Annotated in this window: 28 protein-coding genes; 5 read left to right on the top strand and 23 right to left on the bottom strand. The window is 63.7% G+C overall.

Going from position 1 to position 21,699, the window contains the following annotated elements:
• Positions 1 to 76: 76 nt before the first annotated feature.
• On the bottom strand, positions 77 to 967 hold the full coding sequence (pchR, locus tag HMPREF1224_RS23805; protein WP_003106955.1) for a pyochelin biosynthesis transcriptional regulator PchR: 891 nt from the start codon (positions 965 to 967) through the stop codon (positions 77 to 79).
• 229 nt (positions 968 to 1,196) lie between these two features.
• On the opposite strand from pchR, the gene pchD reads away from it, so the two are divergent.
• The 4 genes from pchD to pchA are packed head-to-tail and all read left to right on the top strand — an operon-like array spanning position 1,197 to position 5,324.
• Positions 1,197 to 2,840, top strand: a complete 1,644-nt coding sequence (pchD, locus tag HMPREF1224_RS23810) for a pyochelin biosynthesis salicyl-AMP ligase PchD (RefSeq protein ID WP_003118945.1) — start codon at positions 1,197 to 1,199, stop codon at positions 2,838 to 2,840.
• Positions 2,837 to 3,592, top strand: a complete 756-nt coding sequence (gene pchC, locus HMPREF1224_RS23815; RefSeq protein ID WP_010793475.1) for a pyochelin biosynthesis editing thioesterase PchC — start codon at positions 2,837 to 2,839, stop codon at positions 3,590 to 3,592. Before pchD ends, pchC begins: the two co-directional genes overlap by 4 nt.
• Positions 3,592 to 3,897, top strand: coding sequence for an isochorismate lyase PchB (pchB, locus tag HMPREF1224_RS23820; RefSeq protein WP_010793476.1), 306 nt, complete (start codon positions 3,592 to 3,594; stop codon positions 3,895 to 3,897). The genes pchC and pchB overlap by 1 nt, the downstream gene beginning before the upstream one ends.
• Positions 3,894 to 5,324 (top strand): isochorismate synthase PchA, encoded by a 1,431-nt coding sequence (pchA, locus tag HMPREF1224_RS23825; RefSeq protein ID WP_003118152.1) that lies wholly within the window; start codon positions 3,894 to 3,896, stop codon positions 5,322 to 5,324. The genes pchB and pchA overlap by 4 nt, the downstream gene beginning before the upstream one ends.
• A gap of 88 nt (positions 5,325 to 5,412) precedes the next feature.
• On the opposite strand, the gene ssb is transcribed toward pchA, so the two are convergent.
• The gene (gene ssb / locus HMPREF1224_RS23830) at positions 5,413 to 5,910 is read right to left on the bottom strand and encodes a single-stranded DNA-binding protein (protein WP_003114685.1); all 498 of its coding nucleotides are present in this window, start codon (positions 5,908 to 5,910) and stop codon (positions 5,413 to 5,415) included.
• 16 nt (positions 5,911 to 5,926) lie between these two features.
• Positions 5,927 to 7,315, bottom strand: a complete 1,389-nt coding sequence (locus tag HMPREF1224_RS23835; protein ID WP_003103910.1) for an MFS transporter — start codon at positions 7,313 to 7,315, stop codon at positions 5,927 to 5,929.
• A gap of 213 nt (positions 7,316 to 7,528) precedes the next feature.
• Between HMPREF1224_RS23835 and uvrA the strand changes: the two genes are divergently transcribed.
• Complete coding sequence (gene uvrA / locus HMPREF1224_RS23840) at positions 7,529 to 10,366, top strand: excinuclease ABC subunit UvrA (RefSeq protein WP_003093663.1); 2,838 nt, start codon at positions 7,529 to 7,531, stop codon at positions 10,364 to 10,366.
• A gap of 70 nt (positions 10,367 to 10,436) precedes the next feature.
• Here the strand turns inward: uvrA and bfr are convergent, their stop codons facing one another.
• From bfr to rpsQ, 20 genes are all read right to left on the bottom strand, one after another.
• Positions 10,437 to 10,901: a bacterioferritin gene (gene bfr, locus HMPREF1224_RS23845; protein ID WP_003093668.1), complete on the bottom strand. Its 465-nt coding sequence runs from the start codon at positions 10,899 to 10,901 to the stop codon at positions 10,437 to 10,439.
• Positions 10,902 to 11,031: 130 nt separating this feature from the next.
• The gene (gene katA, locus HMPREF1224_RS23850) at positions 11,032 to 12,480 is read right to left on the bottom strand and encodes a catalase KatA (protein ID WP_003103909.1); all 1,449 of its coding nucleotides are present in this window, start codon (positions 12,478 to 12,480) and stop codon (positions 11,032 to 11,034) included.
• A gap of 281 nt (positions 12,481 to 12,761) precedes the next feature.
• On the bottom strand, positions 12,762 to 13,151 hold the full coding sequence (gene rplQ / locus HMPREF1224_RS23855) for a 50S ribosomal protein L17 (RefSeq protein WP_003093672.1): 390 nt from the start codon (positions 13,149 to 13,151) through the stop codon (positions 12,762 to 12,764).
• 43 nt (positions 13,152 to 13,194) lie between these two features.
• Positions 13,195 to 14,196 carry a DNA-directed RNA polymerase subunit alpha gene (gene rpoA, locus HMPREF1224_RS23860; RefSeq protein WP_003093675.1) on the bottom strand — a complete coding sequence of 334 codons (1,002 nt, stop codon included), beginning with the start codon at positions 14,194 to 14,196 and terminating at the stop codon, positions 13,195 to 13,197.
• A 22-nt stretch (positions 14,197 to 14,218) separates the two neighbouring features.
• Positions 14,219 to 14,839, bottom strand: a complete 621-nt coding sequence (gene rpsD / locus HMPREF1224_RS23865) for a 30S ribosomal protein S4 (protein WP_003093678.1) — start codon at positions 14,837 to 14,839, stop codon at positions 14,219 to 14,221.
• 16 nt (positions 14,840 to 14,855) lie between these two features.
• Positions 14,856 to 15,245 (bottom strand): 30S ribosomal protein S11, encoded by a 390-nt coding sequence (gene rpsK / locus HMPREF1224_RS23870; RefSeq protein ID WP_003093689.1) that lies wholly within the window; start codon positions 15,243 to 15,245, stop codon positions 14,856 to 14,858.
• Positions 15,246 to 15,263: 18 nt separating this feature from the next.
• Positions 15,264 to 15,620 (bottom strand): 30S ribosomal protein S13, encoded by a 357-nt coding sequence (gene rpsM, locus HMPREF1224_RS23875; RefSeq protein WP_003093692.1) that lies wholly within the window; start codon positions 15,618 to 15,620, stop codon positions 15,264 to 15,266.
• Between the two features lie 130 nt (positions 15,621 to 15,750).
• Complete coding sequence (gene rpmJ / locus HMPREF1224_RS23880; RefSeq protein ID WP_003093693.1) at positions 15,751 to 15,867, bottom strand: 50S ribosomal protein L36; 117 nt, start codon at positions 15,865 to 15,867, stop codon at positions 15,751 to 15,753.
• Positions 15,868 to 15,895: 28 nt separating this feature from the next.
• Positions 15,896 to 17,224: a preprotein translocase subunit SecY gene (secY, locus tag HMPREF1224_RS23885; RefSeq protein ID WP_003093694.1), complete on the bottom strand. Its 1,329-nt coding sequence runs from the start codon at positions 17,222 to 17,224 to the stop codon at positions 15,896 to 15,898.
• Positions 17,225 to 17,659, bottom strand: a complete 435-nt coding sequence (rplO, locus tag HMPREF1224_RS23890) for a 50S ribosomal protein L15 (protein WP_003093695.1) — start codon at positions 17,657 to 17,659, stop codon at positions 17,225 to 17,227. It lies immediately after the preceding gene.
• A gap of 3 nt (positions 17,660 to 17,662) precedes the next feature.
• The gene (gene rpmD / locus HMPREF1224_RS23895; protein WP_003093696.1) at positions 17,663 to 17,839 is read right to left on the bottom strand and encodes a 50S ribosomal protein L30; all 177 of its coding nucleotides are present in this window, start codon (positions 17,837 to 17,839) and stop codon (positions 17,663 to 17,665) included.
• 2 nt (positions 17,840 to 17,841) lie between these two features.
• Positions 17,842 to 18,342, bottom strand: a complete 501-nt coding sequence (rpsE, locus tag HMPREF1224_RS23900) for a 30S ribosomal protein S5 (RefSeq protein ID WP_003093697.1) — start codon at positions 18,340 to 18,342, stop codon at positions 17,842 to 17,844.
• A 3-nt stretch (positions 18,343 to 18,345) separates the two neighbouring features.
• Positions 18,346 to 18,696, bottom strand: a complete 351-nt coding sequence (rplR, locus tag HMPREF1224_RS23905; protein WP_003093698.1) for a 50S ribosomal protein L18 — start codon at positions 18,694 to 18,696, stop codon at positions 18,346 to 18,348.
• 10 nt (positions 18,697 to 18,706) lie between these two features.
• Positions 18,707 to 19,240 carry a 50S ribosomal protein L6 gene (rplF, locus tag HMPREF1224_RS23910; protein WP_003093699.1) on the bottom strand — a complete coding sequence of 178 codons (534 nt, stop codon included), beginning with the start codon at positions 19,238 to 19,240 and terminating at the stop codon, positions 18,707 to 18,709.
• 11 nt (positions 19,241 to 19,251) lie between these two features.
• Positions 19,252 to 19,644 (bottom strand): 30S ribosomal protein S8, encoded by a 393-nt coding sequence (gene rpsH / locus HMPREF1224_RS23915; protein WP_003093700.1) that lies wholly within the window; start codon positions 19,642 to 19,644, stop codon positions 19,252 to 19,254.
• A 189-nt stretch (positions 19,645 to 19,833) separates the two neighbouring features.
• Positions 19,834 to 20,139, bottom strand: coding sequence for a 30S ribosomal protein S14 (rpsN, locus tag HMPREF1224_RS23920; RefSeq protein WP_003093701.1), 306 nt, complete (start codon positions 20,137 to 20,139; stop codon positions 19,834 to 19,836).
• Between the two features lie 13 nt (positions 20,140 to 20,152).
• Positions 20,153 to 20,692: a 50S ribosomal protein L5 gene (rplE, locus tag HMPREF1224_RS23925; protein WP_003093703.1), complete on the bottom strand. Its 540-nt coding sequence runs from the start codon at positions 20,690 to 20,692 to the stop codon at positions 20,153 to 20,155.
• Positions 20,693 to 20,711: 19 nt separating this feature from the next.
• Entirely contained in the window at positions 20,712 to 21,026 is a 315-nt protein-coding gene (gene rplX, locus HMPREF1224_RS23930) for a 50S ribosomal protein L24 (RefSeq protein ID WP_003093711.1), read from the bottom strand.
• A gap of 12 nt (positions 21,027 to 21,038) precedes the next feature.
• Positions 21,039 to 21,407, bottom strand: a complete 369-nt coding sequence (rplN, locus tag HMPREF1224_RS23935) for a 50S ribosomal protein L14 (RefSeq protein ID WP_003093714.1) — start codon at positions 21,405 to 21,407, stop codon at positions 21,039 to 21,041.
• A 23-nt stretch (positions 21,408 to 21,430) separates the two neighbouring features.
• The gene (rpsQ, locus tag HMPREF1224_RS23940; protein ID WP_003093717.1) at positions 21,431 to 21,697 is read right to left on the bottom strand and encodes a 30S ribosomal protein S17; all 267 of its coding nucleotides are present in this window, start codon (positions 21,695 to 21,697) and stop codon (positions 21,431 to 21,433) included.
• Between the last annotated feature and the right edge of the window lie 2 nt (positions 21,698 to 21,699).

Below are 21,699 nucleotides of genomic sequence, written 5' to 3' on the forward strand. Positions count from 1 at the left end.
CTGTTTCGTTAGATGCAGCGTCATCCCGCAGCGGCGACGCCCCTCCCGTGGCCGGGTCGGGGGTCGTCGCGGAGACTCAGCGGATCTCGCTGGGGGAGATGCCGTAGCGCTTGCGGAAAGCGATGGAGAAATGCGCCGGGCTGTAGCCCACCCGGTAGGCCACCGTGGAGACGTTCGCCTCTTCGTCGCAGAGCATCCGGTGCGCCTCGCGCAGGCGGTACTCCTGCAGGTAGCCGAATACGCTGGCGCCGAACACCTTGCGGAAGCCGGCGGTCAGCTTGCGCGGGTTCATGCCCACGCGGCTGGCCAGCGTGTCCAGCGACGGCGGCTCCTGCAAGGCGCCGACCAGCAGGTCGCGGGCGGCGTGGATGCGCTCGACCTCCGAGCAGGTGATGCGCGGCTCCTCGACGGGGCGCCCCTCGCCGGAAAGGAACTGTGCGCTGAGCGCGGCCAACTCCAGGGCCTTGCCGCCGAGGTAGAGATCGCGGGTCGGACCGAGCATCTGGCAGGTGGCGATCTGCGAGGCCAACGCCTGCATCGCCCGCGGCGCCGGGCAGCTCATGATCCGCGGATCGCCGCCGGGGCGGCGTATCAGTTGCTCGGGCAGCCAGCCGAGGCGGCTGTCCAGGGCTTCGACGCCGAGCTGGACGATGGTGTAGCGCAACGGCTTGTCGGTGCCGTAGATCTGCGCCGAGGTGAAGTCGCCATCGTTGGCGATGGTGCACAGGCTCGGCCCCTCGATGAGGTGCTCGGGCTGGCCGGGAATCCGGCAGCGCAACTGGCCGCTCTGCACGAGGATCAGGCGCAGGCCGCGCTCCAGCGGTTCCTCGAACCAGTCCTCGCTGGCCGAACAGAAGGTTCCGGTCACCAGCTTCATGTTCGGATCGATGTGCGCGACGCCGGGCCGGTTGCCCGGTGCCGGCGCGGCGGCATCGGCCTGTGGCGGAGCAATGATGGTGATGGTCATCAGGTTTTCCTGTAGCCCGGGCGCTGCCGACGCGGCGACGCCTTCCTGGATACGTGGGGGCAGGGGGACTTTTTAGCGGAGATGGACAAAGCGCCCTGCACTCCGCCCCTGCAGCGAATGAAAAAGCCCCGCAATCGAAAGGCGCGGGCTTGCGCGGTCCCTGCCGCCCGCCAATGATAATAAATCTCATTTCCCAGCAATGGCAATCGACCGCATCCACGGAGATCGCATGACTTCCTCGCCCGTCACCCCATCGGCCGTCGACGACGCCCCCGACTGGCCCGCCGCCTTCGTCCGCCGCTATCTCGACGCCGGCCACTGGCAGGACCAGAACTTCGCCGAAGCCCTGGCCGCCAGCGCCGCGCGCCATCCGCGGCGGATCGCGCTCTGCGACGACGACCAGCGGCTCAGCTATGCCGACCTGCTCCAGCGCTGCCGCCGCCTGGCAGCCGGACTGCGCCAGGCCGGCCTCGCACATGGCGACACGGTAGTGCTGCACCTGCCCAACGGCATCGCCTTCGTCGAGACCTGCTTCGCCCTGTTCCAGCTCGGCGTACGCCCGGTGCTCGCCCTCCCCGCCCATCGCCAGCATGAGATCAGCGGTTTCTGCCGGTTCGCCGAGGCCAAGGCCTACATCGGCGCCGAACGGATCGACGGCTTCGACCCACGGCCGATGGCCCGTGAGCTGCTCGCCAGCGGCGCCTGCCGGATGGCGCTGATCCACGGCGAAGCCGAGGCGCCGCTGCAAGCGCTGGCACCGCTGTACCAGGCCGACGCGCTGGAAGACTGCGCCGCCCGCGCCGAGGATATCGCCTGCTTCCAGTTGTCCGGCGGCACCACCGGCACGCCGAAGCTGATTCCCCGGCGTCATCGCGAGTATCTCTACAACGTCCGCGCCAGCGCCGAGGTCTGCGGCTTCGACGAGCACACGGTGTACCTCACCGGCTTGCCGATGGCGCACAACTTCACTCTCTGCTGCCCCGGAGTGATCGGCACGCTGCTGGCCGGCGGCCGCGTGGTGGTCAGCCAGCGCGCCGATCCCGAGCATTGCTTCGCCCTGATCGCCCGTGAACGGGTCACCCACACCGCCCTGGTACCGCCGCTGGCGATGCTCTGGCTGGATGCCCAGGAAAGCCGCCGCGCCGATCTATCCAGCCTGCGTCTGCTCCAGGTCGGCGGCTCCAGGCTCGGCAGCAGTGCCGCGCAACGCGTCGAACCGGTGCTCGGCTGCCAGTTGCAACAGGTGCTGGGAATGGCCGAGGGGCTGATCTGCTACACCCGCCTGGACGATCCGCCCGAACGCGTGCTGCATACCCAGGGCCGGCCGCTGTCGCCGGACGACGAAGTGCGGGTGGTCGACGCCGAGGGCCGCGAGGTCGGCCCCGGCGAGGTGGGCGAACTGACCGTGCGCGGTCCCTACACCATCCGCGGCTACTACCGCCTGCCCGAACACAACGCCAAGGCCTTCAGCGCGGACGGCTTCTACCGCACCGGCGACCGGGTCAGCCGCGACAAGGACGGCTACCTGGTGGTGGAGGGCCGCGACAAGGACCAGATCAACCGCGGCGGCGAGAAGATCGCCGCGGAAGAGGTGGAGAACCTGCTGATAGCCCATCCGCAGGTGCATGACGCCACCGTCGTGGCGATGCCCGACAGCCTGCTCGGCGAGCGCACCTGCGCCTTCGTCATCCCGCGCCAGCCGGCGCCCTCGGCGCTGAAGCTGAAGCAATACCTGCACGCCTGCGGGCTGGCCGCGTTCAAGGTGCCGGACCGCATCGAGCTGGTCCCGGCCTTCCCCCAGACCGGCATCGGCAAGATCAGCAAGAAGGACCTGCGCGAGCGCCTGCGCCGCGAGCTGGAGGCCCGCGCATGAGCGCCGCCTGGGTCCGGCCGTTCCGCCTGACGCCGATGCCGCACCTGCGCCTGGCCTGCTTCCCCCATGCAGGCGGCAGCGCCAGCTTCTTCCGTAGCTGGAGCGAACGCCTGCCGCCAGACATCGACCTGCTTGCCCTGCAGTACCCGGGTCGCGAGGACCGCTTCAACGAGGCGCCGGCCACCCGCCTGGAGGACCTCGCCGACGGCGCCGCCCTCGCCCTGCGCGATTTCGCCGACGCGCCCCTGGCGCTGTTCGGCCACAGTCTCGGCGCGGCGCTGGCCTACGAAACCGCCCTGCGCCTGGAAAGCGCCGGCGCGCCGCTGCGCCACCTGTTCGTCTCCGCCCATCCGGCACCGCACCGGCAACGCGGCGGCGCGTTGCACCGCGGCGACGAGGCGGCGCTGCTGGAGGACGTCCGCCGCCAGGGTGGCGCCAGCGAGCTACTCGAGGACGCCGACCTGCGCGCGCTGTTCCTGCCGATCCTGCGCGCCGACTACCAGGCGATCGAGACCTACCGACGGGCGCAGCCCATCGCCCTGGCCTGCGCCCTCGACGTCCTCCTCGGCGAGCACGACGAGGAAGTCAGCGCCGCCGAGGCGCAGGCCTGGAGCGACGCCAGCCGGCCCCCCGCCAGGCTGCGGCGCTTTCCTGGCGGCCACTTCTACCTGAGCGAGGGGCGCGACGCGGTGATCGAGCACCTGCTGCGCCGCCTCGCACATCCCGACGCCCTTTCCCGAGAGGTTGCATGATGAAAACTCCCGAAGACTGCTCCGGCCTGGCGGACATCCGCGAGGCCATCGACCGGATCGACCTGGATATCGTCCAGGCCCTCGGCCGCCGCATGGACTACGTCAAGGCGGCGTCGCGCTTCAAGGCCAGCGAGGCGGCGATTCCGGCGCCCGAGCGGGTCGCCGCGATGCTCCCCGAGCGCGCCCGCTGGGCCGAGGAAAACGGACTCGACGCGCCCTTCGTCGAGGGACTGTTCGCGCAGATCATCCACTGGTACATCGCCGAGCAGATCAAGTACTGGCGCCAGACACGGGGTGCCGCATGAGCCGGCTGGCGCCCCTGAGCCAGTGCCTGCACGCCTTGCGCGGCACCTTCGAGCGCGCCATCGGCCAGGCGCAGGCGCTCGATCGTCCGGTGCTGGTGGCGGCATCGTTCGAGATCGACCCATTGGACCCGCTGCAGGTATTCGGTGCCTGGGACGACCGGCAAACGCCCTGCCTGTACTGGGAACAGCCCGAGCTGGCGTTCTTCGCCTGGGGCAGCGCCCTGGAGCTGCAAGGCCACGGCGAACAGCGCTTCGCCCGGATCGAGGAAAACTGGCAATTGCTCTGCGCCGACGCCGTGGTCGAGGGCCCGCTGGCGCCGCGCCTGTGCGGCGGATTCCGCTTCGATCCGCGCGGCCCGCGCGAGGAACACTGGCAAGCCTTCGCCGATGCCAGCCTGATGCTCGCCGGCATCACCGTGCTGCGCGAGGGCGAACGCTACCGGGTACTCTGCCAACACCTGGCCAAGCCCGGCGAAGATGCCCTGGCCCTGGCCGCCTACCACTGCTCGGCGCTACTGCGCCTGAGGCAGCCGGCCAGACGCCGGCCCTCGGGGCCGACCGCTGGCGCGCAGGGCGACGCTTCGGCGCAGGAGCGCAGGCAATGGGAAGCCAAGGTGAGCGACGCGGTAAGCAGTGTCCGCCAGGGACGCTTCGGCAAGGTCGTGCTGGCCCGCACCCAGGCCCGGCCTCTCGGCGACATCGAGCCGTGGCAGGTCATCGAACACCTGCGCCTGCAACATGCCGACGCCCAGCTGTTCGCCTGTCGCCGCGGCAACGCCTGCTTCCTCGGCGCCTCCCCGGAACGCCTGGTCCGCATTCGCGCCGGCGAGGCACTCACCCATGCCCTGGCCGGGACCATCGCCCGCGGCGGCGATGCCCAGGAAGATGCGCGGCTCGGACAGGCCCTGCTGGACAGCGCCAAGGACAGGCACGAACACCAGTTGGTGGTGGAGGCGATCCGTACGGCCCTGGAACCCTTCAGCGAGGTACTGGAAATCCCCGATGCGCCCGGCCTGAAACGACTGGCGCGAGTCCAGCACCTGAACACGCCGATCCGCGCCCGCCTCGCTGACGCAGGCGGCATCCTGCGGCTGCTGCAGGCGCTGCATCCGACCCCCGCGGTGGGCGGCTACCCACGCAGCGCGGCGCTGGACTACATCCGCCAGCACGAAGGGATGGATCGTGGCTGGTACGCCGCGCCGCTGGGCTGGCTCGACGGCGAAGGCAACGGCGATTTCCTGGTGGCGCTGCGCTCAGCCCTGCTCACGCCGGGCCGGGGCTACCTGTTCGCCGGCTGCGGTCTGGTAGGCGATTCGGAACCGGCCCACGAGTATCGCGAAACCTGCCTTAAGCTCAGTGCCATGCGGGAAGCTCTATCCGCCATAGGCGGCCTGGACGAAGTGCCCTTGCAGCGCGGCGTCGCCTGAAAACGAAGACCCCCTGCGGCCCGAGGGCGGCAGGGGGTCTTCGAAGGTCTGCCCGTGGCGCGGACGGGCCGCGCCGCAAGGGCGTCGCTTAGAACGGAATGTCGTCGTCGAAGCTGTCGTAGTCCTGGGCCGGTTGCGGCGCCGGTTGCTGCTGCGGGGCCGGACGCGACTGCTGCTGCGGGGCCTGCTGCGGGCGCTGCATGGGCTCGCGCGGGGCGCGCTGCGAATCGTCGCCGGAGGGGCGGCCGCCGAGCAACTGCATGTTGCCGTTGATGTCGACCACGATCTCGGTGGTGTAGCGATCCTGACCATCCTGGCCCTGCCACTTGCGGGTGCGCAGGCTGCCTTCGACGTAGACCTGGGAACCCTTGCGCAGGTACTCGCCGGCGATCTCCGCCAGGCGGCCGAAGAACACCACGCGGTGCCATTCGGTGCGCTCCTGTTGCTGGCCGGTCTGCTTGTCCTTCCAGCTCTCGCTGGTGGCGAGGGTGATGTTGGTCACCGCATTGCCGTTGGGCATGTAGCGGGTTTCCGGGTCACCACCGACGTTACCAACCAGAATGACTTTGTTAACCCCACGGGCCATGACGTTCTCCTAAGGTTCAGCATCCGCCCGGCGCGGCCTGGGCCAGGCGCTCGAGGGCGGTGCGATCCACTTGTTGGGTATCCACTTTGACATAGGCGGCGGCCTCCTCGGCCACCACCACGGCGTCTGCCACACCGGGCAACGCCCTGAATCGCTGGACCAGCACCGCGTCCTGCAGCGCGGCGGGCGCGAGCGGCAGGCGAATGCTGGTCACATAAGGCGGTTCGCGCATGGTAACAGCAATCGCCAGCCAGAGGGCAGCGAGCACCGCGCATCCGATGAACACCATGCTCAGCCCGCCGTGCTGGAACATCCAGCCGCCGAGGATGCCGCCCAGCGCCGCGCCGAGGAATTGGCTGGTGGAATACACCCCCATCGCCGTGCCCTTGCCGCCGGCCGGCGAGACCTTGCTGACCAGCGACGGCAGCGAGGCTTCGAGCAGGTTGAAGGCAGTGAAGAACACCACCGTGCCGACCACCAGCATGGCCAGGCTGTGACCGAAGACCAGGAAGAACAGTTCGCAGGCCAGCAGGGTCGCCACCGCGCCGGTCAGCACGCGCTTCATGCGACGCTTCTTCTCGGCGTAGATGATGAACGGCACCATGCCGAAGAAACCGACCAGCAGCGCGGTCAGGTAGACCCACCAGTGCTGCTCCTTGGGCAGGCCACCCTCGTGCACCAGTGCCAGCGGCAAGGCGACGAAGCTGGCCATGAGGATGGCGTGGAGGATCAGGATGCCGGCGTCCAGGCGCAGCAGGTCGCCGTGCTTCAGGGTCGGCAGCAGGGCCTGGCGCGCCACGCTGGATTCGCGGTGCTGGGTCATGTGGTCCGGCTGCGGGACGAAGAACAGGATCAGCAGCAGGCCGACCAGCGCCATCCCGGCGGTGAACCAGAACAGCCCATGCAGGCCGAACAGATGGGTCAGCACCGGGCCGAGCACCATGGCCACGGCGAAGGAGACGCCGATGCTCATGCCGATCATCGCCATCGCCTTGGTCCGGTGCTGCTCGCGGGTGAGGTCGGAGAGCAGCGCCATCACCGCCGCCGAGATCGCCCCGGCGCCCTGCAGGACGCGGCCGGCGATCACCCCCCAGATGGAGTCGGCATTGGCCGCGAGGGCCGCGCCGGCGGCGAAGATCAGCAGCCCGACGACGATCACCGGGCGCCGGCCGATGCGGTCGGAAATGGTCCCGAAGGGAATCTGCAGGATCGCCTGGGTCAGGCCATAGGCGCCGATGGCCAGGCCGATCAGCGCCGGGGTCGCGCCGGCCAGGTCCTGGCCGTAGGTGGCCAGCACCGGCAGGACCATGAACATGCCGAGCATGCGGAAGGCGAATACCAGTGACAGCCCGACGGCCGCTCGCGTTTCGGTACCGCTCATCCGCTCAGTATGTGAGTCGTGCATAACACCCTCATGGAAGAAACCGCTGCAGGGCAAGGCCTCATGCCCCTGCCGATGGCGCCGCCGCCCGCTCCTGGGCGGCCGGGGCAATGCCCGCGCCGGAAAAATGCCGCGCATTCTACCAGTCCGCCCCCTCGCGGCACAGGCGCGCCACTTTGCCGCGCGCTAGCGGCCAGCCGTATAATCAGCGGTTTTCGCCCGCCATGCGAGGCCGCTGTGGATAAGATCCTGATTCGTGGGGCGCGTACCCACAACCTGAAGAACGTCGACCTCACACTGCCACGCGACAAACTGATCGTGATCACCGGTCTTTCCGGTTCCGGCAAGTCTTCCCTGGCTTTCGACACGCTCTATGCGGAAGGCCAGCGGCGCTACGTGGAATCCCTCTCGGCCTACGCCCGGCAGTTCCTGTCGATGATGGAGAAGCCGGACGTGGACACCATCGAAGGGCTGTCGCCGGCGATTTCCATCGAACAGAAGTCCACTTCCCACAACCCACGCTCCACCGTGGGTACGATCACCGAGATCTACGACTACCTGCGCCTGCTTTATGCCCGCGTCGGTACCCCGCGCTGCCCGGACCACGACATCCCGCTGGAGGCGCAGACCGTCAGCCAGATGGTCGACCAGGTCCTGGCCCTGCCGGAAGGCAGCAAGCTGATGCTGCTGGCGCCGGTGATCCGCGAGCGCAAGGGCGAGCACCTGGCGGTGTTCGACGAGATGCGCGCGCAGGGCTTCGTCCGCGCCCGGGTCGACGGCAAGCTCTACGAACTCGACGAAGTGCCGAAGCTGGATAAGCAGAAGAAGCACAGCATCGATGTGGTGGTGGACCGCTTCAAGGTTCGCGCGGACCTCCAGCAACGCCTGGCCGAGTCGTTCGAGACCGCCCTGTCCCTGGCCGACGGTATCGCCCTGGTAGCACCGATGGACGAGGACGAGGATGTCGAGGAGATCATCTTCTCGGCGCGCTTCGCCTGCCCGGTCTGCGGCCACTCTATCAGCGAGCTGGAACCCAAGCTGTTCTCCTTCAACAACCCGGCCGGCGCCTGTCCGACCTGCGACGGCCTCGGCGTGAAGCAATTCTTCGACGCGCGCCGGGTGGTCAACGGCGAGTTGACCCTGGCCGAGGGCGCGATCCGCGGCTGGGACCGGCGCAACGTCTATTACTTCCAGATGCTCGGTTCGCTGGCCCAGCATTACGGCTTCAGCCTGGAAGAACCCTTCGACGAACTCGGCGCCGAACACCAGAAGGTGGTGCTCTACGGCTCCGGCCGGGAAAACGTCGACTTCCGCTATCTCAACGACCGCGGCGACATCGTCAAGCGTTCGCACCCCTTCGAAGGCATCCTGCCGAACCTTGAGCGGCGCTACCGCGAGACCGAGTCGGCCACGGTCCGCGAGGAGCTGGCCAAGTTCCTCAGCACCCAGCCCTGCCCGGATTGCCACGGTACCCGCCTGCGCCGCGAGGCGCGGCATGTGTGGGTCGGCGACCGGACGCTGCCGGCGATCACCGCGATGCCGGTCGGCGAAGCCTGCGAGTATGCCGCCGGACTCAGCCTGACCGGCCGCCGTGGCGAGATCGCGGCGAAGATCCTCAAGGAAATCCGCGACCGCCTGCAATTCCTGGTCAACGTCGGCCTCGACTACCTGACCCTCGACCGCAGCGCCGACACCCTGTCCGGCGGCGAAGCCCAGCGCATCCGCCTGGCCAGCCAGATCGGCGCCGGCCTGGTGGGAGTGATGTACATCCTCGACGAACCCTCGATCGGCCTGCACCAACGCGACAACGAGCGCCTGCTCGGCACCCTCACCCACCTGCGCAACCTCGGCAACACGGTGATCGTGGTCGAGCACGACGAGGACGCGATCCGACTCGCCGACTACGTCGTCGACATCGGTCCGGGCGCCGGCGTGCACGGCGGCCAGGTAGTGGCGGAAGGTACGCCCGACCAGGTGATGAACCACCCCGACTCGCTGACCGGCAAGTACCTTTCCGGGCGCAAGAAAATCGCGGTTCCGGCCAAGCGCACCCCGCGCGACAAGAAGAAGCTGCTGAAGCTGAAAGGCGCCCGCGGCAACAACCTGCAGAACGTCAACCTGGAAATCCCGGTCGGCCTGTTCACCTGCATCACCGGGGTCTCGGGCTCCGGCAAGTCGACGCTGATCAACAACACCCTGTTCCCGATCACCGCCACCGCGCTGAACGGCGCGACTACCCTGGAAGTGGCGCCGTACGACTCGTTCGACGGCCTGCAGCACCTGGACAAGGTGGTCGACATCGACCAGAGCCCGATCGGTCGTACCCCGCGCTCCAACCCGGCGACCTATACCGGCCTGTTCACGCCGATCCGCGAACTGTTTTCCGGCGTGCCGGAGGCCCGCTCGCGCGGCTACGGTCCCGGCCGCTTCTCGTTCAACGTCAAGGGCGGCCGTTGCGAGGCCTGCCAGGGCGACGGCGTGATCAAGGTGGAGATGCACTTCCTGCCGGATATCTACGTTCCCTGCGATGTCTGCAAGGGCAAGCGCTACAACCGCGAGACCCTGGAGATCCGCTACAAGGGCAAGAGCATCCACGAGGTGCTGGAGATGACCATCGAGGAAGCCCGCGAGTTCTTCGACGCCGTCCCCGCCCTGGCGCGCAAGCTGCAGACGCTGATGGACGTCGGCCTGTCCTACATCAAGCTGGGCCAGAGCGCGACCACCCTCTCGGGCGGCGAGGCGCAGCGGGTCAAGCTGTCCCGCGAGCTGTCCAAGCGCGATACCGGCAAGACCCTGTACATCCTCGACGAACCGACCACCGGCCTGCATTTCGCCGACATCCAGCAACTGCTCGACGTGCTCCACCGCCTGCGCGACCACGGCAACACCGTGGTGGTGATCGAGCACAACCTGGACGTGATCAAGACCGCCGACTGGCTGGTCGACCTCGGCCCCGAGGGCGGCTCCAAGGGTGGCCAGATCATCGCCAACGGCACGCCAGAGCAGGTGGCCGAGATGCCCCAGTCGCACACCGGCCACTTCCTCAAGCCGTTGCTGGAACGCGATCGCGCCTGATTGCCGGGCGCTCATGAAAAAGCCCCTGCGGCCGTGAGGCGCAGGGGCTTTTTCGTATCCGCGGGTAGGGTCAGATCTGCGACTGCAGGTAGTTCTCCAGGCCCATCCTGGCGATCAGGCCAAGCTGTTGCTCCAACCAGTAGGCGTGGTCTTCCTCGGTGTCGGCCAACTGGGCCTTGAGGATGTCGCGGCTGACGAAGTCCTTATGCTGCTCGCAGAGGGCGATGCCCTTGGCCAGCGCGGCGCGGACATGGCGCTCGAGCTTGAGGTCGGCCTCGAGCATCTCCGGCACCGTGGTGCCCGGGTGGATATCGTCGGGACGCATGCGCGGCGTACCTTCGAGCAGGAGGATACGGCGCAGCAGGGCGTCGGCGTGCTGGGTCTCCTCCTCCATCTCGTGGTTGAGGCGCTCGTAGAGCTTGCTGAAGCCCCAGTCCTCGTACATGCGCGAGTGGATGAAGTACTGGTCGCGCGCGGCCAGCTCGCCGGTCAGCAGCGTGTTGAGGTAATCGATGACTTCCGGATGGCCTTGCATCGGGGGGCTCTCCCTGGAGAAAACTAGGAATCTAGCCGCATATGCTCCCGGCTCCGCCTGATCCGGGTCAAGCCAATGCAGATAAAAAAGCCCCCTTCCTAGGAAGGGGGCCGGGGGCCTCATCAGGCCATCAGTCCAGCTTCAGGCCGAGGGCGTCGGCGACGCCTTTGCCGTAGGCCGGATCGACCTTGAGGAACAGGCCGATCTGGCGACGCTGGATCTGTTCCGGTACATCGCGGATGTCTTCGGCGATGTTGGCGAACAGCCGCTGCTTCTGCTCGTCGGTGAACAGATGGAACAGCGCGGCGGGCTGGCTGTAGTAGTCGTCGTCCACCCGGTGGTTCCAGTGGTCCGCCGCGCCCTCCAGGCTCAGCGGCGGCTCGGAGAAGTCAGGCTGCTCCTGCCACTGGTTGAAGCTGTTCGGCTCGTAGGTGACGCGCTGATGGGCGTTGTTGCCGTCCACCCGCATGCCGCCATCGCGGTGGTAGACCTGGTGCGGGCAACGCGCGGCGTTCACCGGGATCTGGTGGTGGTTGACGCCCAGGCGATAGCGATGGGCGTCGCCGTAGGAGAACAGACGGCCCTGGAGCATCTTGTCCGGCGAGAAACCGATACCGGGCACCACGTTGGCCGGCGTGAAAGCGGCCTGCTCGACCTCGGCGAAGTAGTTGTCCGGGTTACGGTTCAGCTCGAAGAAGCCCACTTCGATCAACGGGTAGTCACCGTGGGGCCAGACCTTGGTCAGGTCGAACGGGTTGTAGCGATAGGTAGCCGCTTCCTTCTCGGGCATGATCTGCACGTACATCTTCCAGCGCGGGAAGTCGCCTTTCTCGATGCTCTCGTACAAGTCGCGCTGCGAACTCTCGCGGTCCTGGGCGATCACTTCGGCGGCCTCGGCGTTGGTCAGGTTCTCGATGCCCTGTTGGGTCTTGAAGTGGAACTTGACCCAGAAGCGCTCGTTGTTCGCATTGATGAAGCTGAAGGTATGGCTGCCGAAACCATGGATGTGCCGATAGCTCTTCGGCAGGCCGCGGTCGCTGAAGTCGATGGTCAACTGATGCAGCGACTCGGGGAGGTGAGAGAAAAAGTCCCACTTGAAGGTCGCATTGCGCAGGTTGGTGCGCGGGTCACGCTTCACCACGTGGTTGAGATCGGGGAACTTGAGCGGGTCGCGCAGATAGAACACCGGGGTGTTGTTGCCGACCAGGTCCCAGTTGCCCTGCTCGGTGTAGAAACGCATGGAGAAGCCGCGGATGTCACGCTCGGCATCCGCCGCGCCACGCTCACCGGCGACGGTGGAGAAGCGCAGGAACATATCGGTCTTCTTGCCGACCTGGGAGAAGATCTTCGCCCGGGTGTAGGGGGTGATGTCATGGGTGACGGTGAAGGTGCCGTAGGCCGCGGAACCTTTCGCATGCATGCGTCGCTCGGGGATCACTTCGCGATCGAAGTGGGCGAGCTTCTCGAGGAACCACACGTCCTGCAGCAACATCGGGCCACGCGGACCGGCGGTCTGCACGTTCTGGTTATCGACCACCGGTGCGCCAGCGGCAGTGGTCAGGCGGGTCTTCTCTTCCATTTACTCTCTCCTCAACGGCTAACGTGCTATGAAGCGAAGCGGCTACACGGAAATCATCAGCGTGGACCAGGGATTGGCGGAGGACAACCTGTCGGCTGAACCAAGCGCCCTTTGCATTGATCTCGCTTATCCGAACGTAGCTTTTCGTAAAAGCAGGTTAAGGATGAATGACAGCCCTCCCGCAATCCAATTTATTAAAGAAAGCGATCCGATAGATAAAAACTTTAAGGCAGGTAATAAAAAAACCGGGCCTAGGCCCGGTTTCTTGTGCAGCAGATGCCTTATTCGGCAGCTTCTACGACTTCACCGCCGACAGGACGATCAACCAGCTCGACGTACGCCATGGGGGCGTTGTCGCCAGCGCGGAAACCGCACTTCAGGATGCGCAGGTAGCCGCCCGGACGGTTGGCGTAGCGCTTGCCCAGGTCGTTGAACAGCTTGCCAACGGCAGCTTTCGAACGGGTACGGTCGAAAGCCAGGCGACGGTTGGCGACGCTGTCTTCCTTGGCCAGGGTGATCAGCGGCTCGGCAACGCGACGCAGTTCCTTGGCCTTGGGCAGGGTGGTTTTGATCAGTTCATGTTCGAACAGCGACACCGCCATGTTCTGGAACATAGCCTTGCGGTGCGCGCTGGTGCGGCTCAGGTGACGACCACTTTTACGATGGCGCATGGTTCAATTCCTTTCCAAACTTTACGTTCGGTAGTTACGACGATCAGGCAGTGGCCTTGTCGTCTTTCTTAAGACTTGCCGGCGGCCAGTTATCGAGGCGCATACCGAGGGACAGACCACGGGAAGCCAGAACGTCCTTGATTTCGGTCAGGGACTTCTTGCCCAGGTTCGGCGTTTTCAACAGCTCCACTTCGGTGCGCTGGATCAGGTCACCGATGTAGTAGATGTTTTCCGCCTTCAGGCAGTTGGCCGAACGTACGGTCAGTTCCAGGTCATCGACCGGGCGCAGGAGGATCGGATCGATCTCGTCTTCCTGCTCTTCAACGACGGGTTCGCTGTCGCCCTTGAGGTCCACGAACGCTGCCAGCTGCTGTTGCAGGATGGTAGCGGCGCGACGGATAGCCTCTTCGGGATCCAGGGTGCCGTTGGTTTCCAGGTCCAGGACCAGTTTGTCCAGGTTGGTGCGCTGCTCGACACGGGCGTTTTCCACCACGTAGGAGACACGACGGACCGGGCTGAACGATGCGTCGAGCTGCAGACGGCCGATGCTGCGGCTTTCGTCTTCATCGCTCTGACGTGCGTCGGCAGGCTCGTAGCCACGGCCACGAGCTACCTTCAGCTTCATGTTCAGCGCGCCGTTGTCTGCCAGGTTGGCGATAACGTGGTCACCGTTGATGATCTCAACATCGTGATCCAGCTGAATATCGGCAGCAGTCACAACACCCGAGCCCTTCTTAGCCAGGGTCAGCGTCACTTCATCACGACCGTGCAGCTTGATGGCCAGACCTTTCAGGTTCAGCAGGATCTCGATTACATCTTCCTGCACACCTTCGATCGCCGAGTACTCGTGGAGTACGCCGTCGATCTCGGCCTCGACCACTGCGCAGCCAGGCATGGAGGACAACAGGATGCGACGCAGCGCGTTGCCCAGGGTGTGACCAAAACCACGCTCGAGAGGCTCGAGCGTGATCTTGGCGCGGGTTTGACTGACCACCTGCACATCGATGTGGCGGGGGGTCAGGAACTCATTTACCGAACTCTGCATGGATGCACCTATTTTCTAGCCCTTACTTGGAGTAGAGCTCGACAATCAGGTTTTCGTTGATATCAGCGGACAGGTCGCTGCGAGCCGGAGCACTCTTGAAGGTACCAGCCTTCTTGTCGAGGTCGACTTCGACCCACTCGACGCGACCGCGCTGGCCACAGAGTTCCAGAGCCTGAGCGATACGCAGCTGGTTCTTCGATTTTTCGCGAACAGCTACGACGTCACCGGCCTTCACTTGGTAGGAAGGGATGTTGACGGTCTGACCGTTGACGGTGATGGCCTTGTGGGATACCAGCTGGCGGGATTCCGAACGAGTGGAACCGAAGCCCATGCGGTATACGACGTTGTCCAGGCGGCACTCGAGCAGTTGCAGCAGGTTCTCACCGGTAGAACCCTTGCGACGGGAAGCTTCCTGGTAGTAACCGCGGAACTGACGCTCCAGCACGCCGTAGATGCGACGTACTTTCTGCTTTTCACGCAGCTGCAGACCGTAGTCGGACAGACGGCCACGACGCTGGCCATGCTGGCCAGGAACGTTTTCAGCCTTGCACTTCGAGTCGAGGGCGCGGGCGCCGCTCTTCAGGAACAGGTCGGTGCCTTCACGGCGAGACAGTTTGCACTTGGGACCAATGTAACGAGCCATTTCTCACTGTCTCCTATTACACGCGACGCTTTTTCGGCGGACGGCAGCCGTTATGCGGGATCGGGGTTACGTCGGTGATGCTGGCGATCTTGTAGCCGCAAGCATTCAGAGCGCGAACGGCGGACTCGCGGCCCGGGCCCGGGCCCTTGACGTTGACGTCCAGGTTCTTCAGACCGTATTCCAGGGCAGCCTGGCCGGCACGCTCGGCCGCTACCTGGGCAGCGAACGGGGTGCTCTTACGCGAGCCGCGGAAACCGGAACCACCGGAGGTCGCCCAGGACAGTGCGTTGCCCTGACGGTCGGTGATGGTCACGATGGTGTTGTTGAAAGACGCGTGGATGTGGGCGATCCCATCGACCACTGTCTTTTTGACTTTCTTACGGGGACGAGCAGCAGGTTTTGCCATGACTAGATTCCTACGCGATTACTTGCGGATCGGCTTACGCGGGCCCTTGCGGGTACGCGCGTTGGTCTTGGTACGCTGACCGCGAACCGGCAGACCGCGACGATGACGCAGACCGCGGTAGCAACCGAGGTCCATCAGACGCTTGATGTTCATGTTGATTTCGCGACGCAGGTCACCTTCGGTGGTGATCTTCGCGACTTCGTTACGCAGCTGATCGATCTGCTCGTCGCTCAGGTCCTTGATCTTGGCAGCCGGGTTTACGCCGGTGGCTGCGCAGATGCTCTGAGCAGTAGTGCGACCAACACCATAGATGTAGGTCAGCGAGATAACAGTGTGCTTGTTATCCGGAATGTTGACGCCTGCAATACGGGCCATTCAGAAAAACTCCAATTGACAGCTACCCTGCGCCCAGGAAGCCAAGAAAGGGCGCGGATATTAGCGCTGTAATAGCAAATAATCAACCCGGCAGCACACTAGCTGCCGGGTTATCACGCGTGGATCACAATCAGCCTTGGCGCTGCTTGTGACGCGGTTCCGCGCTGCAGATCACCCGCACGATGCCATCGCGACGGATGATTTTGCAGTTACGGCACAGCTTCTTGACCGATGCACGAACTTTCATCACCAACTCCTCGAACCTTACGGGTCTATCAGCGCAGCATGCCGCTGCCGTAGCCCTTCAGGTTGGCTTTCTTCATCAGGGATTCATACTGGTGAGAAACGAGGTGAGATTGCACCTGGGCCATAAAGTCCATGACAACCACGACCACGATCAACAGCGAGGTCCCGCCAAGATAGAACGGCACGTGCGCCGCAACCACCAGGAACTGGGGCAGCAGGCAGACAGCCGTCATGTACAGAGCACCGAACATGGTCAAACGGGTCAGCACGCCATCGATGTAGCGAGCGGACTGTTCGCCCGGACGGATGCCCGGAATAAATGCACCGGACTTCTTGAGGTTCTCCGCCACGTCCTTCGGGTTGAACATCAGCGCTGTATAGAAGAAGCAGAAGAAAACGATCCCTGCAGTGAACAGCAAGATGTTCAGCGGCTGCCCCGGAGCGATCGCTTGCGCGACGTCCTGCAACCAACCCAAGCCTTCCGACTGACCGAACCAGGAGCCCAGGGACGCCGGGAACAGCAGGATACTGCTGGCGAAAATCGCGGGAATCACACCCGCCATGTTCACCTTCAACGGCAGATGGCTGGTCTGCGCTGCAAACACCTTGCGGCCTTGCTGGCGCTTGGCGTAATGCACCGCGATGCGACGCTGGCCACGCTCGATGAACACCACGAACGCGATGATCGCCACGGCCAGCAGGCCGACGCCGATCAGGGCGAAGATGTTGATGTCACCTTGACGGGCAGACTCGAAAGACTGACCGATGGCGCGCGGCAGGCCTGCAACGATACCAGCGAAGATCAACATCGAGATGCCGTTGCCGACACCGCGCTCGGTGATCTGCTCGCCCAGCCACATCATGAACATGGCACCAGCCACGAAGGTGGTGACAGCCACGAAGTAGAAGCCGAAGTCGTTGGAGAAGGCTACGCCCTGGCTGCCCAGGCCAACGGACATGCCGATGGCCTGGACCAGTGCCAGGACTACAGTACCGTAGCGGGTGTACTGGCTGATCTTGCGACGCCCAGACTCACCCTCTTTCTTCAACTGCTCCAGCTGCGGGCTGATAGCGGTCATGAGCTGCATGATGATCGATGCCGAGATGTACGGCATGATCCCCAGTGCAAAGATACTCATGCGCTCCAGCGCGCCGCCGGAAAACATGTTGAAGAGGCTAAGAATGGTCCCCTCGTTCTGCCGGAACAGTGCCGCCAAGCGATCGGGGTTGATGCCCGGAACTGGGATGTGCGCGCCGATCCGATAGACGATGATCGCCAGGAACAGGAAACGCAGACGTGCCCAGAGCTCGGACAGACCGCCGTTGCTTAGCGCAGAGAGAGCACCTTGCTTAGCCATTTAGTCCTCGAATTTACCGCCAGCTGCTTCGATAGCCGCACGCGCACCCTTGGTGGCGGCGATACCTTTCAGGGTGACCGCACGACCAACTTCGCCGGACAGCATGACTTTGACGCGCTGTACGTGCTGGTTGATCAGGTTGGCATCCTTCAGGGTCTGCAGGCTGACGACGTCGCCTTCGACCTTGGCCAGCTCGGAGGTGCGTACTTCAGCACGATCCATAGCCTTCAGGGAAACGAAGCCGAACTTCGGCAGGCGACGGTGCAGAGGCTGTTGACCACCCTCGAAGCCCGGAGCGACCTTGCCACCGGAGCGGGAGGTCAGACCTTTGTGACCACGGCCACCGGTCTTGCCCAGACCGCTACCGATGCCACGGCCCGGACGGTGCTTTTCGCGACGGGCACCCGGCGCGGAACGCAGATCGTTCAGTTGCATGGATTAACCCTCCACACGCAGCAGGTAGTAGGCCTTGTTGATCATGCCGCGGTTCTCAGGAGTGTCCTGAACTTCGACGGTATGATTGATGCGACGCAGGCCGAGACCCTTGACGCAAGCCTTGTGATTGGCCAGACGGCCGTTCAGGCTCTTGACCAGAGTGACTTTGACAGTTGCCATGGTTAGAGAATCTCCTCGACGCTCTTGCCACGCTTGGCCGCTACTGCTTCCGGAGCCTGCATGTTCTTCAGGCCCTTGAAGGTGGCGTAAACCACGTTCACCGGATTGGTGGAGCCATAGCACTTGGCCAGGACGTTCTGCACACCAGCCACTTCCAGAACGGCACGCATGGCGCCGCCGGCGATGATGCCGGTACCTTCCGAAGCCGGCTGCATGTACACCTTGGAGGCGCCATGGGCGGACTTGGTCGGATACTGCAGGGTGGTGCCGTTCAGATCGACTTGGATCATGTTGCGGCGAGCGGCTTCCATTGCTTTCTGGATGGCGGCCGGCACTTCACGCGCCTTGCCACGACCGAAACCAACGCGACCCTTGCCATCACCCACCACGGTCAGTGCGGTGAAAGCGAAGATACGGCCACCTTTTACGGTTTTGGCGACGCGGTTAACCTGAACCAGCTTCTCGATGTAGCCTTCGTCGCGCTTTTGCTCGTTGTTTGCCATAACTTAGAACTCCAGTCCGCCTTCACGAGCGGCATCAGCCAGCGCTTTCACACGGCCGTGGTACTTGAAGCCAGAACGATCGAACGCCACCTGGGTGACGCCGGCCGCTTTGGCGCGCTCGGCGACCAGTTGACCAACTTTCTTGGCTGCATCGATGTTGCCGGTGGCACCTTCGCGCAGGTCTTTGTCCAGGGTCGAGGCGCTGGCCAGGACCTTGCCGCCGTCGGCCGCAATGACCTGGGCGTAAATGTGCTGGGAAGAGCGGTACACGCAGAGGCGTACGGTTTCCAGCTCGCGCATCTTCAGGCGTGCCTTGCGAGCGCGACGCAGACGGGTTTCTTTCTTGACGCTCATTTGCTATGCCCTACTTCTTCTTGGCTTCTTTACGACGGACGACTTCGTCGGCGTAACGCACGCCCTTGCCTTTGTAAGGCTCCGGCGGACGGAAGTCGCGAATTTCGGCAGCAACCTGACCGACCAGCTGCTTGTCGATACCCTTGATCAGGATATCGGTCTGGCTGGGGGTCTCAGCGACGATGCCGGCCGGCAGTTCGTAATCAACCGGATGGGAGAAGCCGAGGGACAGGGACAGCACTTGGCCCTTGGCCTGCGCTTTGTAACCAACGCCGACCAGCTGGAGCTTGCGCTCGAAGCCCTGGCTGACGCCGACTACCATGTTGTTCACCAGAGCACGGGTGGTACCAGCCATGGCGCGAGTCTGCTGGTCGCCGTTACGCGCAGCAAAACGCAGCTCACCGCTGTCCTGGATCACTTCGACCGAAGGATGGACCTTGAGCTCCAGAGCACCTTTGGCGCCCTTGATGGACAGTTGCTGACCAGCCAGTTTGATTTCAACGCCGGCAGGCAGCTTGACGGGGTTCTTAGCAACGCGAGACATGCTGATTCCCCTTAGAACACAGTGCAGAGCACTTCGCCGCCAACACCAGCAGCACGGGCAGCACGATCGGTCATCACACCTTTGTTGGTGGAGACGATCGACACACCGAGGCCGCCACGAACTTTCGGCAGTTGCTCAACGGATTTGTACTGACGCAGGCCAGGACGGCTGATGCGCTTGACCTCTTCGATGACAGGCTTGCCTTCGAAGTACTTCAGTTCGATGGACAGCTGGGGTTTTACTTCCGAGCTGATCTGGAAATCCGCAATATAGCCTTCGTCCTTCAGGACTTTGGCTACCGCCGCTTTCAGTTTCGAGGACGGCATGCTTACGACGGTCTTTTCAGCCATCTGGGCATTACGGATGCGAGTTAGCATGTCTGCTAACGGGTCCTGCATACTCATGGGCTTAACGCTCCTGATACAAAAGAATAAGCCTTCAACTTCAATTCGCCCATAAACGCCAGGCGAAACAAACCCAGGCTCAGGGGAGCCGGGTATTCTAGAGATCACGCCAAAACGAATCAAGCCCCATGAGGGGCTTGATTCGATGTCGCGATCAACGGTGCCGACTGGCGACACCGTTCGCTGCGATTACCAGCTGGCTTTCACCAGACCCGGTACGTCGCCGCGCATGGCGGCTTCGCGCAGCTTGTTACGGCTCAGGCCGAACTTGCGGTAGAAGCCGTGCGGACGACCGGTCAGGCGGCAACGGTTACGCAGGCGGCTGGCGCTGGCGTCACGCGGTTGCTTCTGCAGGGCGACCTGGGCATTCCAACGCTCTTCCGCAGAGGAGTTCGGATTAGCGATGATCGCTTTCAGCTCGGCACGCTTCTTGGCGTACTTGGCTACCGTCAGCTGACGCTTCAGCTCGCGGTTCTTCATGCTCTCTTTAGCCATGTTCCTACTCCAATCAGTTACGGAACGGGAATTTGAAAGCACGCAGCAGGGCGCGACCTTCGTCATCCGTACGAGCGGTGGTGGTCAGGGTGATGTCCAGGCCACGCAGCGCATCGATCTTGTCGTAATCGATTTCCGGGAAGATGATCTGCTCTTTCACGCCCATGCTGTAGTTGCCGCGACCATCGAAGGACTTGGCATTCAGGCCGCGGAAGTCACGCACGCGCGGCAGGGAGATGGACAGCAGACGATCCAGGAACTCGTACATCCGGTCGCTACGCAGGGTGACCTTGACGCCGATCGGCCAGCCTTCACGGATCTTGAAGCCTGCGATGGACTTACGAGCGTAAGTCACGACCGGCTTCTGACCAGTGATCTTTTCCAGATCGGCTACGGCGTTCTCGATGATCTTCTTGTCACCGACCGCCTCGCCAAGACCCATGTTCAGGGTGATTTTGGTAACGCGCGGAACTTCCATCACGTTCGCCAGCTGAAGCTCTTCTTTCAGCTTGGGCGCGATTTCCTTCCGATAAATTTCTTTCAATCGTGCCATGGTGATCTACCTAGCAGCCTCAAGCCTGAACCGGTTTCTGGGTCGACTTGAAGACACGAATTTTCTTACCGTCTTCTACCTTGAAGCCAACGCGGTCAGCCTTGCTGGTTTCAGTATTGAAGATGGCGACGTTGGAGACGTGCAGAGGCGCCTCCTTCTCGACGATACCGCCCTGTTGGCCGAGCATCGGATTGGGCTTGGTGTGGCGCTTGATCAGGTTCACCCCGCCGACGACCAGACGGTCGTCAGCGAGAACCTTCAGCACCTTGCCACGCTTGCCCTTGTCCTTGCCGGCAATGACGATTACTTCGTCGTCACGACGAATCTTTTGCATGACGGCTACTCCTTACAGCACTTCGGGGGCGAGCGAGACGATCTTCATGAACTTCTCGGTACGGAGTTCACGAGTCACTGGCCCAAAGATACGGGTGCCGATCGGCTCCTGCTTGTTGTTCAGCAGGACGGCGGCGTTGCCGTCGAAGCGGATGATGGAACCGTCGGTACGACGCACGCCGTGCTTGGTGCGAACGACCACGGCAGTCATGACCTGGCCCTTCTTCACTTTGCCGCGCGGAATCGCTTCCTTGACGGTGACCTTGATGATGTCGCCGATGCCGGCGTAACGGCGGTGGGAACCGCCGAGCACCTTGATGCACATCACACGACGCGCGCCGCTGTTGTCAGCGACATCGAGCATGGATTGAGTCTGAATCATATAATTTCTCCGACCCCTAGTCCTTAGACTTCCACCGCGCGTTCAACGATATCAACCAGGGTCCAGGCCTTGGTCTTGGCCAGCGGACGGGTTTCGCGAATGGTGACCAGGTCACCAATGCGGCACTGATTGGATTCGTCGTGTGCGTGCAGTTTGGTCGAACGCTTGACGTATTTGCCGTAGATCGGGTGCTTGACGCGACGCTCGATCAGTACGGTGACGGTCTTGTCCATTTTGTCGCTGACGACGCGGCCGGTCAGCGTACGGACGGTTTTCTGAGCTTCAGCCATGA

The organism is Pseudomonas sp. P179, from assembly GCF_000478485.2.
Taxonomy (GTDB): Bacteria; Pseudomonadota; Gammaproteobacteria; order Pseudomonadales; family Pseudomonadaceae; genus Pseudomonas; species Pseudomonas aeruginosa.

Bases quoted from the DNA above. Each gene is read 5' to 3' on its own strand.
- secY (WP_003093694.1), bottom strand. From the start codon at position 17,224: ATGGCTAAGCAAGGTGCTCTCTCTGCGCTAAGCAACGGCGGTCTGTCC.
- rpsK (WP_003093689.1), bottom strand. From the start codon at position 15,245: ATGGCAAAACCTGCTGCTCGTCCCCGTAAGAAAGTCAAAAAGACAGTG.
- rpsN (WP_003093701.1), bottom strand. From the start codon at position 20,139: ATGGCTAAAGAGAGCATGAAGAACCGCGAGCTGAAGCGTCAGCTGACG.
- rplQ (WP_003093672.1), bottom strand. From the start codon at position 13,151: ATGCGCCATCGTAAAAGTGGTCGTCACCTGAGCCGCACCAGCGCGCAC.
- rpsE (WP_003093697.1), bottom strand. From the start codon at position 18,342: ATGGCAAACAACGAGCAAAAGCGCGACGAAGGCTACATCGAGAAGCTG.
- rplX (WP_003093711.1), bottom strand. From the start codon at position 21,026: ATGCAAAAGATTCGTCGTGACGACGAAGTAATCGTCATTGCCGGCAAG.
- HMPREF1224_RS23835 (WP_003103910.1), bottom strand. From the start codon at position 7,315: ATGCACGACTCACATACTGAGCGGATGAGCGGTACCGAAACGCGAGCG.
- pchA (WP_003118152.1), top strand. From the start codon at position 3,894: ATGAGCCGGCTGGCGCCCCTGAGCCAGTGCCTGCACGCCTTGCGCGGC.
- rpoA (WP_003093675.1), bottom strand. From the start codon at position 14,196: ATGCAGAGTTCGGTAAATGAGTTCCTGACCCCCCGCCACATCGATGTG.
- rplE (WP_003093703.1), bottom strand. From the start codon at position 20,692: ATGGCACGATTGAAAGAAATTTATCGGAAGGAAATCGCGCCCAAGCTG.
- rpmJ (WP_003093693.1), bottom strand. From the start codon at position 15,867: ATGAAAGTTCGTGCATCGGTCAAGAAGCTGTGCCGTAACTGCAAAATC.
- rpsH (WP_003093700.1), bottom strand. From the start codon at position 19,644: ATGAGTATGCAGGACCCGTTAGCAGACATGCTAACTCGCATCCGTAAT.
- bfr (WP_003093668.1), bottom strand. From the start codon at position 10,901: ATGCAAGGCCATCCGGAAGTCATCGATTACCTCAACACGCTGCTGACC.
- katA (WP_003103909.1), bottom strand. From the start codon at position 12,480: ATGGAAGAGAAGACCCGCCTGACCACTGCCGCTGGCGCACCGGTGGTC.
- rplO (WP_003093695.1), bottom strand. From the start codon at position 17,659: ATGCAACTGAACGATCTGCGTTCCGCGCCGGGTGCCCGTCGCGAAAAG.
- rplF (WP_003093699.1), bottom strand. From the start codon at position 19,240: ATGTCTCGCGTTGCTAAGAACCCCGTCAAGCTGCCTGCCGGCGTTGAA.
- rpsQ (WP_003093717.1), bottom strand. From the start codon at position 21,697: ATGGCTGAAGCTCAGAAAACCGTCCGTACGCTGACCGGCCGCGTCGTC.
- pchR (WP_003106955.1), bottom strand. From the start codon at position 967: ATGACCATCACCATCATTGCTCCGCCACAGGCCGATGCCGCCGCGCCG.
- rplR (WP_003093698.1), bottom strand. From the start codon at position 18,696: ATGAGCGTCAAGAAAGAAACCCGTCTGCGTCGCGCTCGCAAGGCACGC.
- rpsM (WP_003093692.1), bottom strand. From the start codon at position 15,620: ATGGCCCGTATTGCAGGCGTCAACATTCCGGATAACAAGCACACTGTT.
- rplN (WP_003093714.1), bottom strand. From the start codon at position 21,407: ATGATTCAGACTCAATCCATGCTCGATGTCGCTGACAACAGCGGCGCG.
- rpmD (WP_003093696.1), bottom strand. From the start codon at position 17,839: ATGGCAACTGTCAAAGTCACTCTGGTCAAGAGCCTGAACGGCCGTCTG.
- pchB (WP_010793476.1), top strand. From the start codon at position 3,592: ATGAAAACTCCCGAAGACTGCTCCGGCCTGGCGGACATCCGCGAGGCC.
- pchD (WP_003118945.1), top strand. From the start codon at position 1,197: ATGACTTCCTCGCCCGTCACCCCATCGGCCGTCGACGACGCCCCCGAC.
- ssb (WP_003114685.1), bottom strand. From the start codon at position 5,910: ATGGCCCGTGGGGTTAACAAAGTCATTCTGGTTGGTAACGTCGGTGGT.
- rpsD (WP_003093678.1), bottom strand. From the start codon at position 14,839: ATGGCTCGTTACATTGGTCCCAAGTGCAAACTGTCTCGCCGTGAAGGC.
- pchC (WP_010793475.1), top strand. From the start codon at position 2,837: ATGAGCGCCGCCTGGGTCCGGCCGTTCCGCCTGACGCCGATGCCGCAC.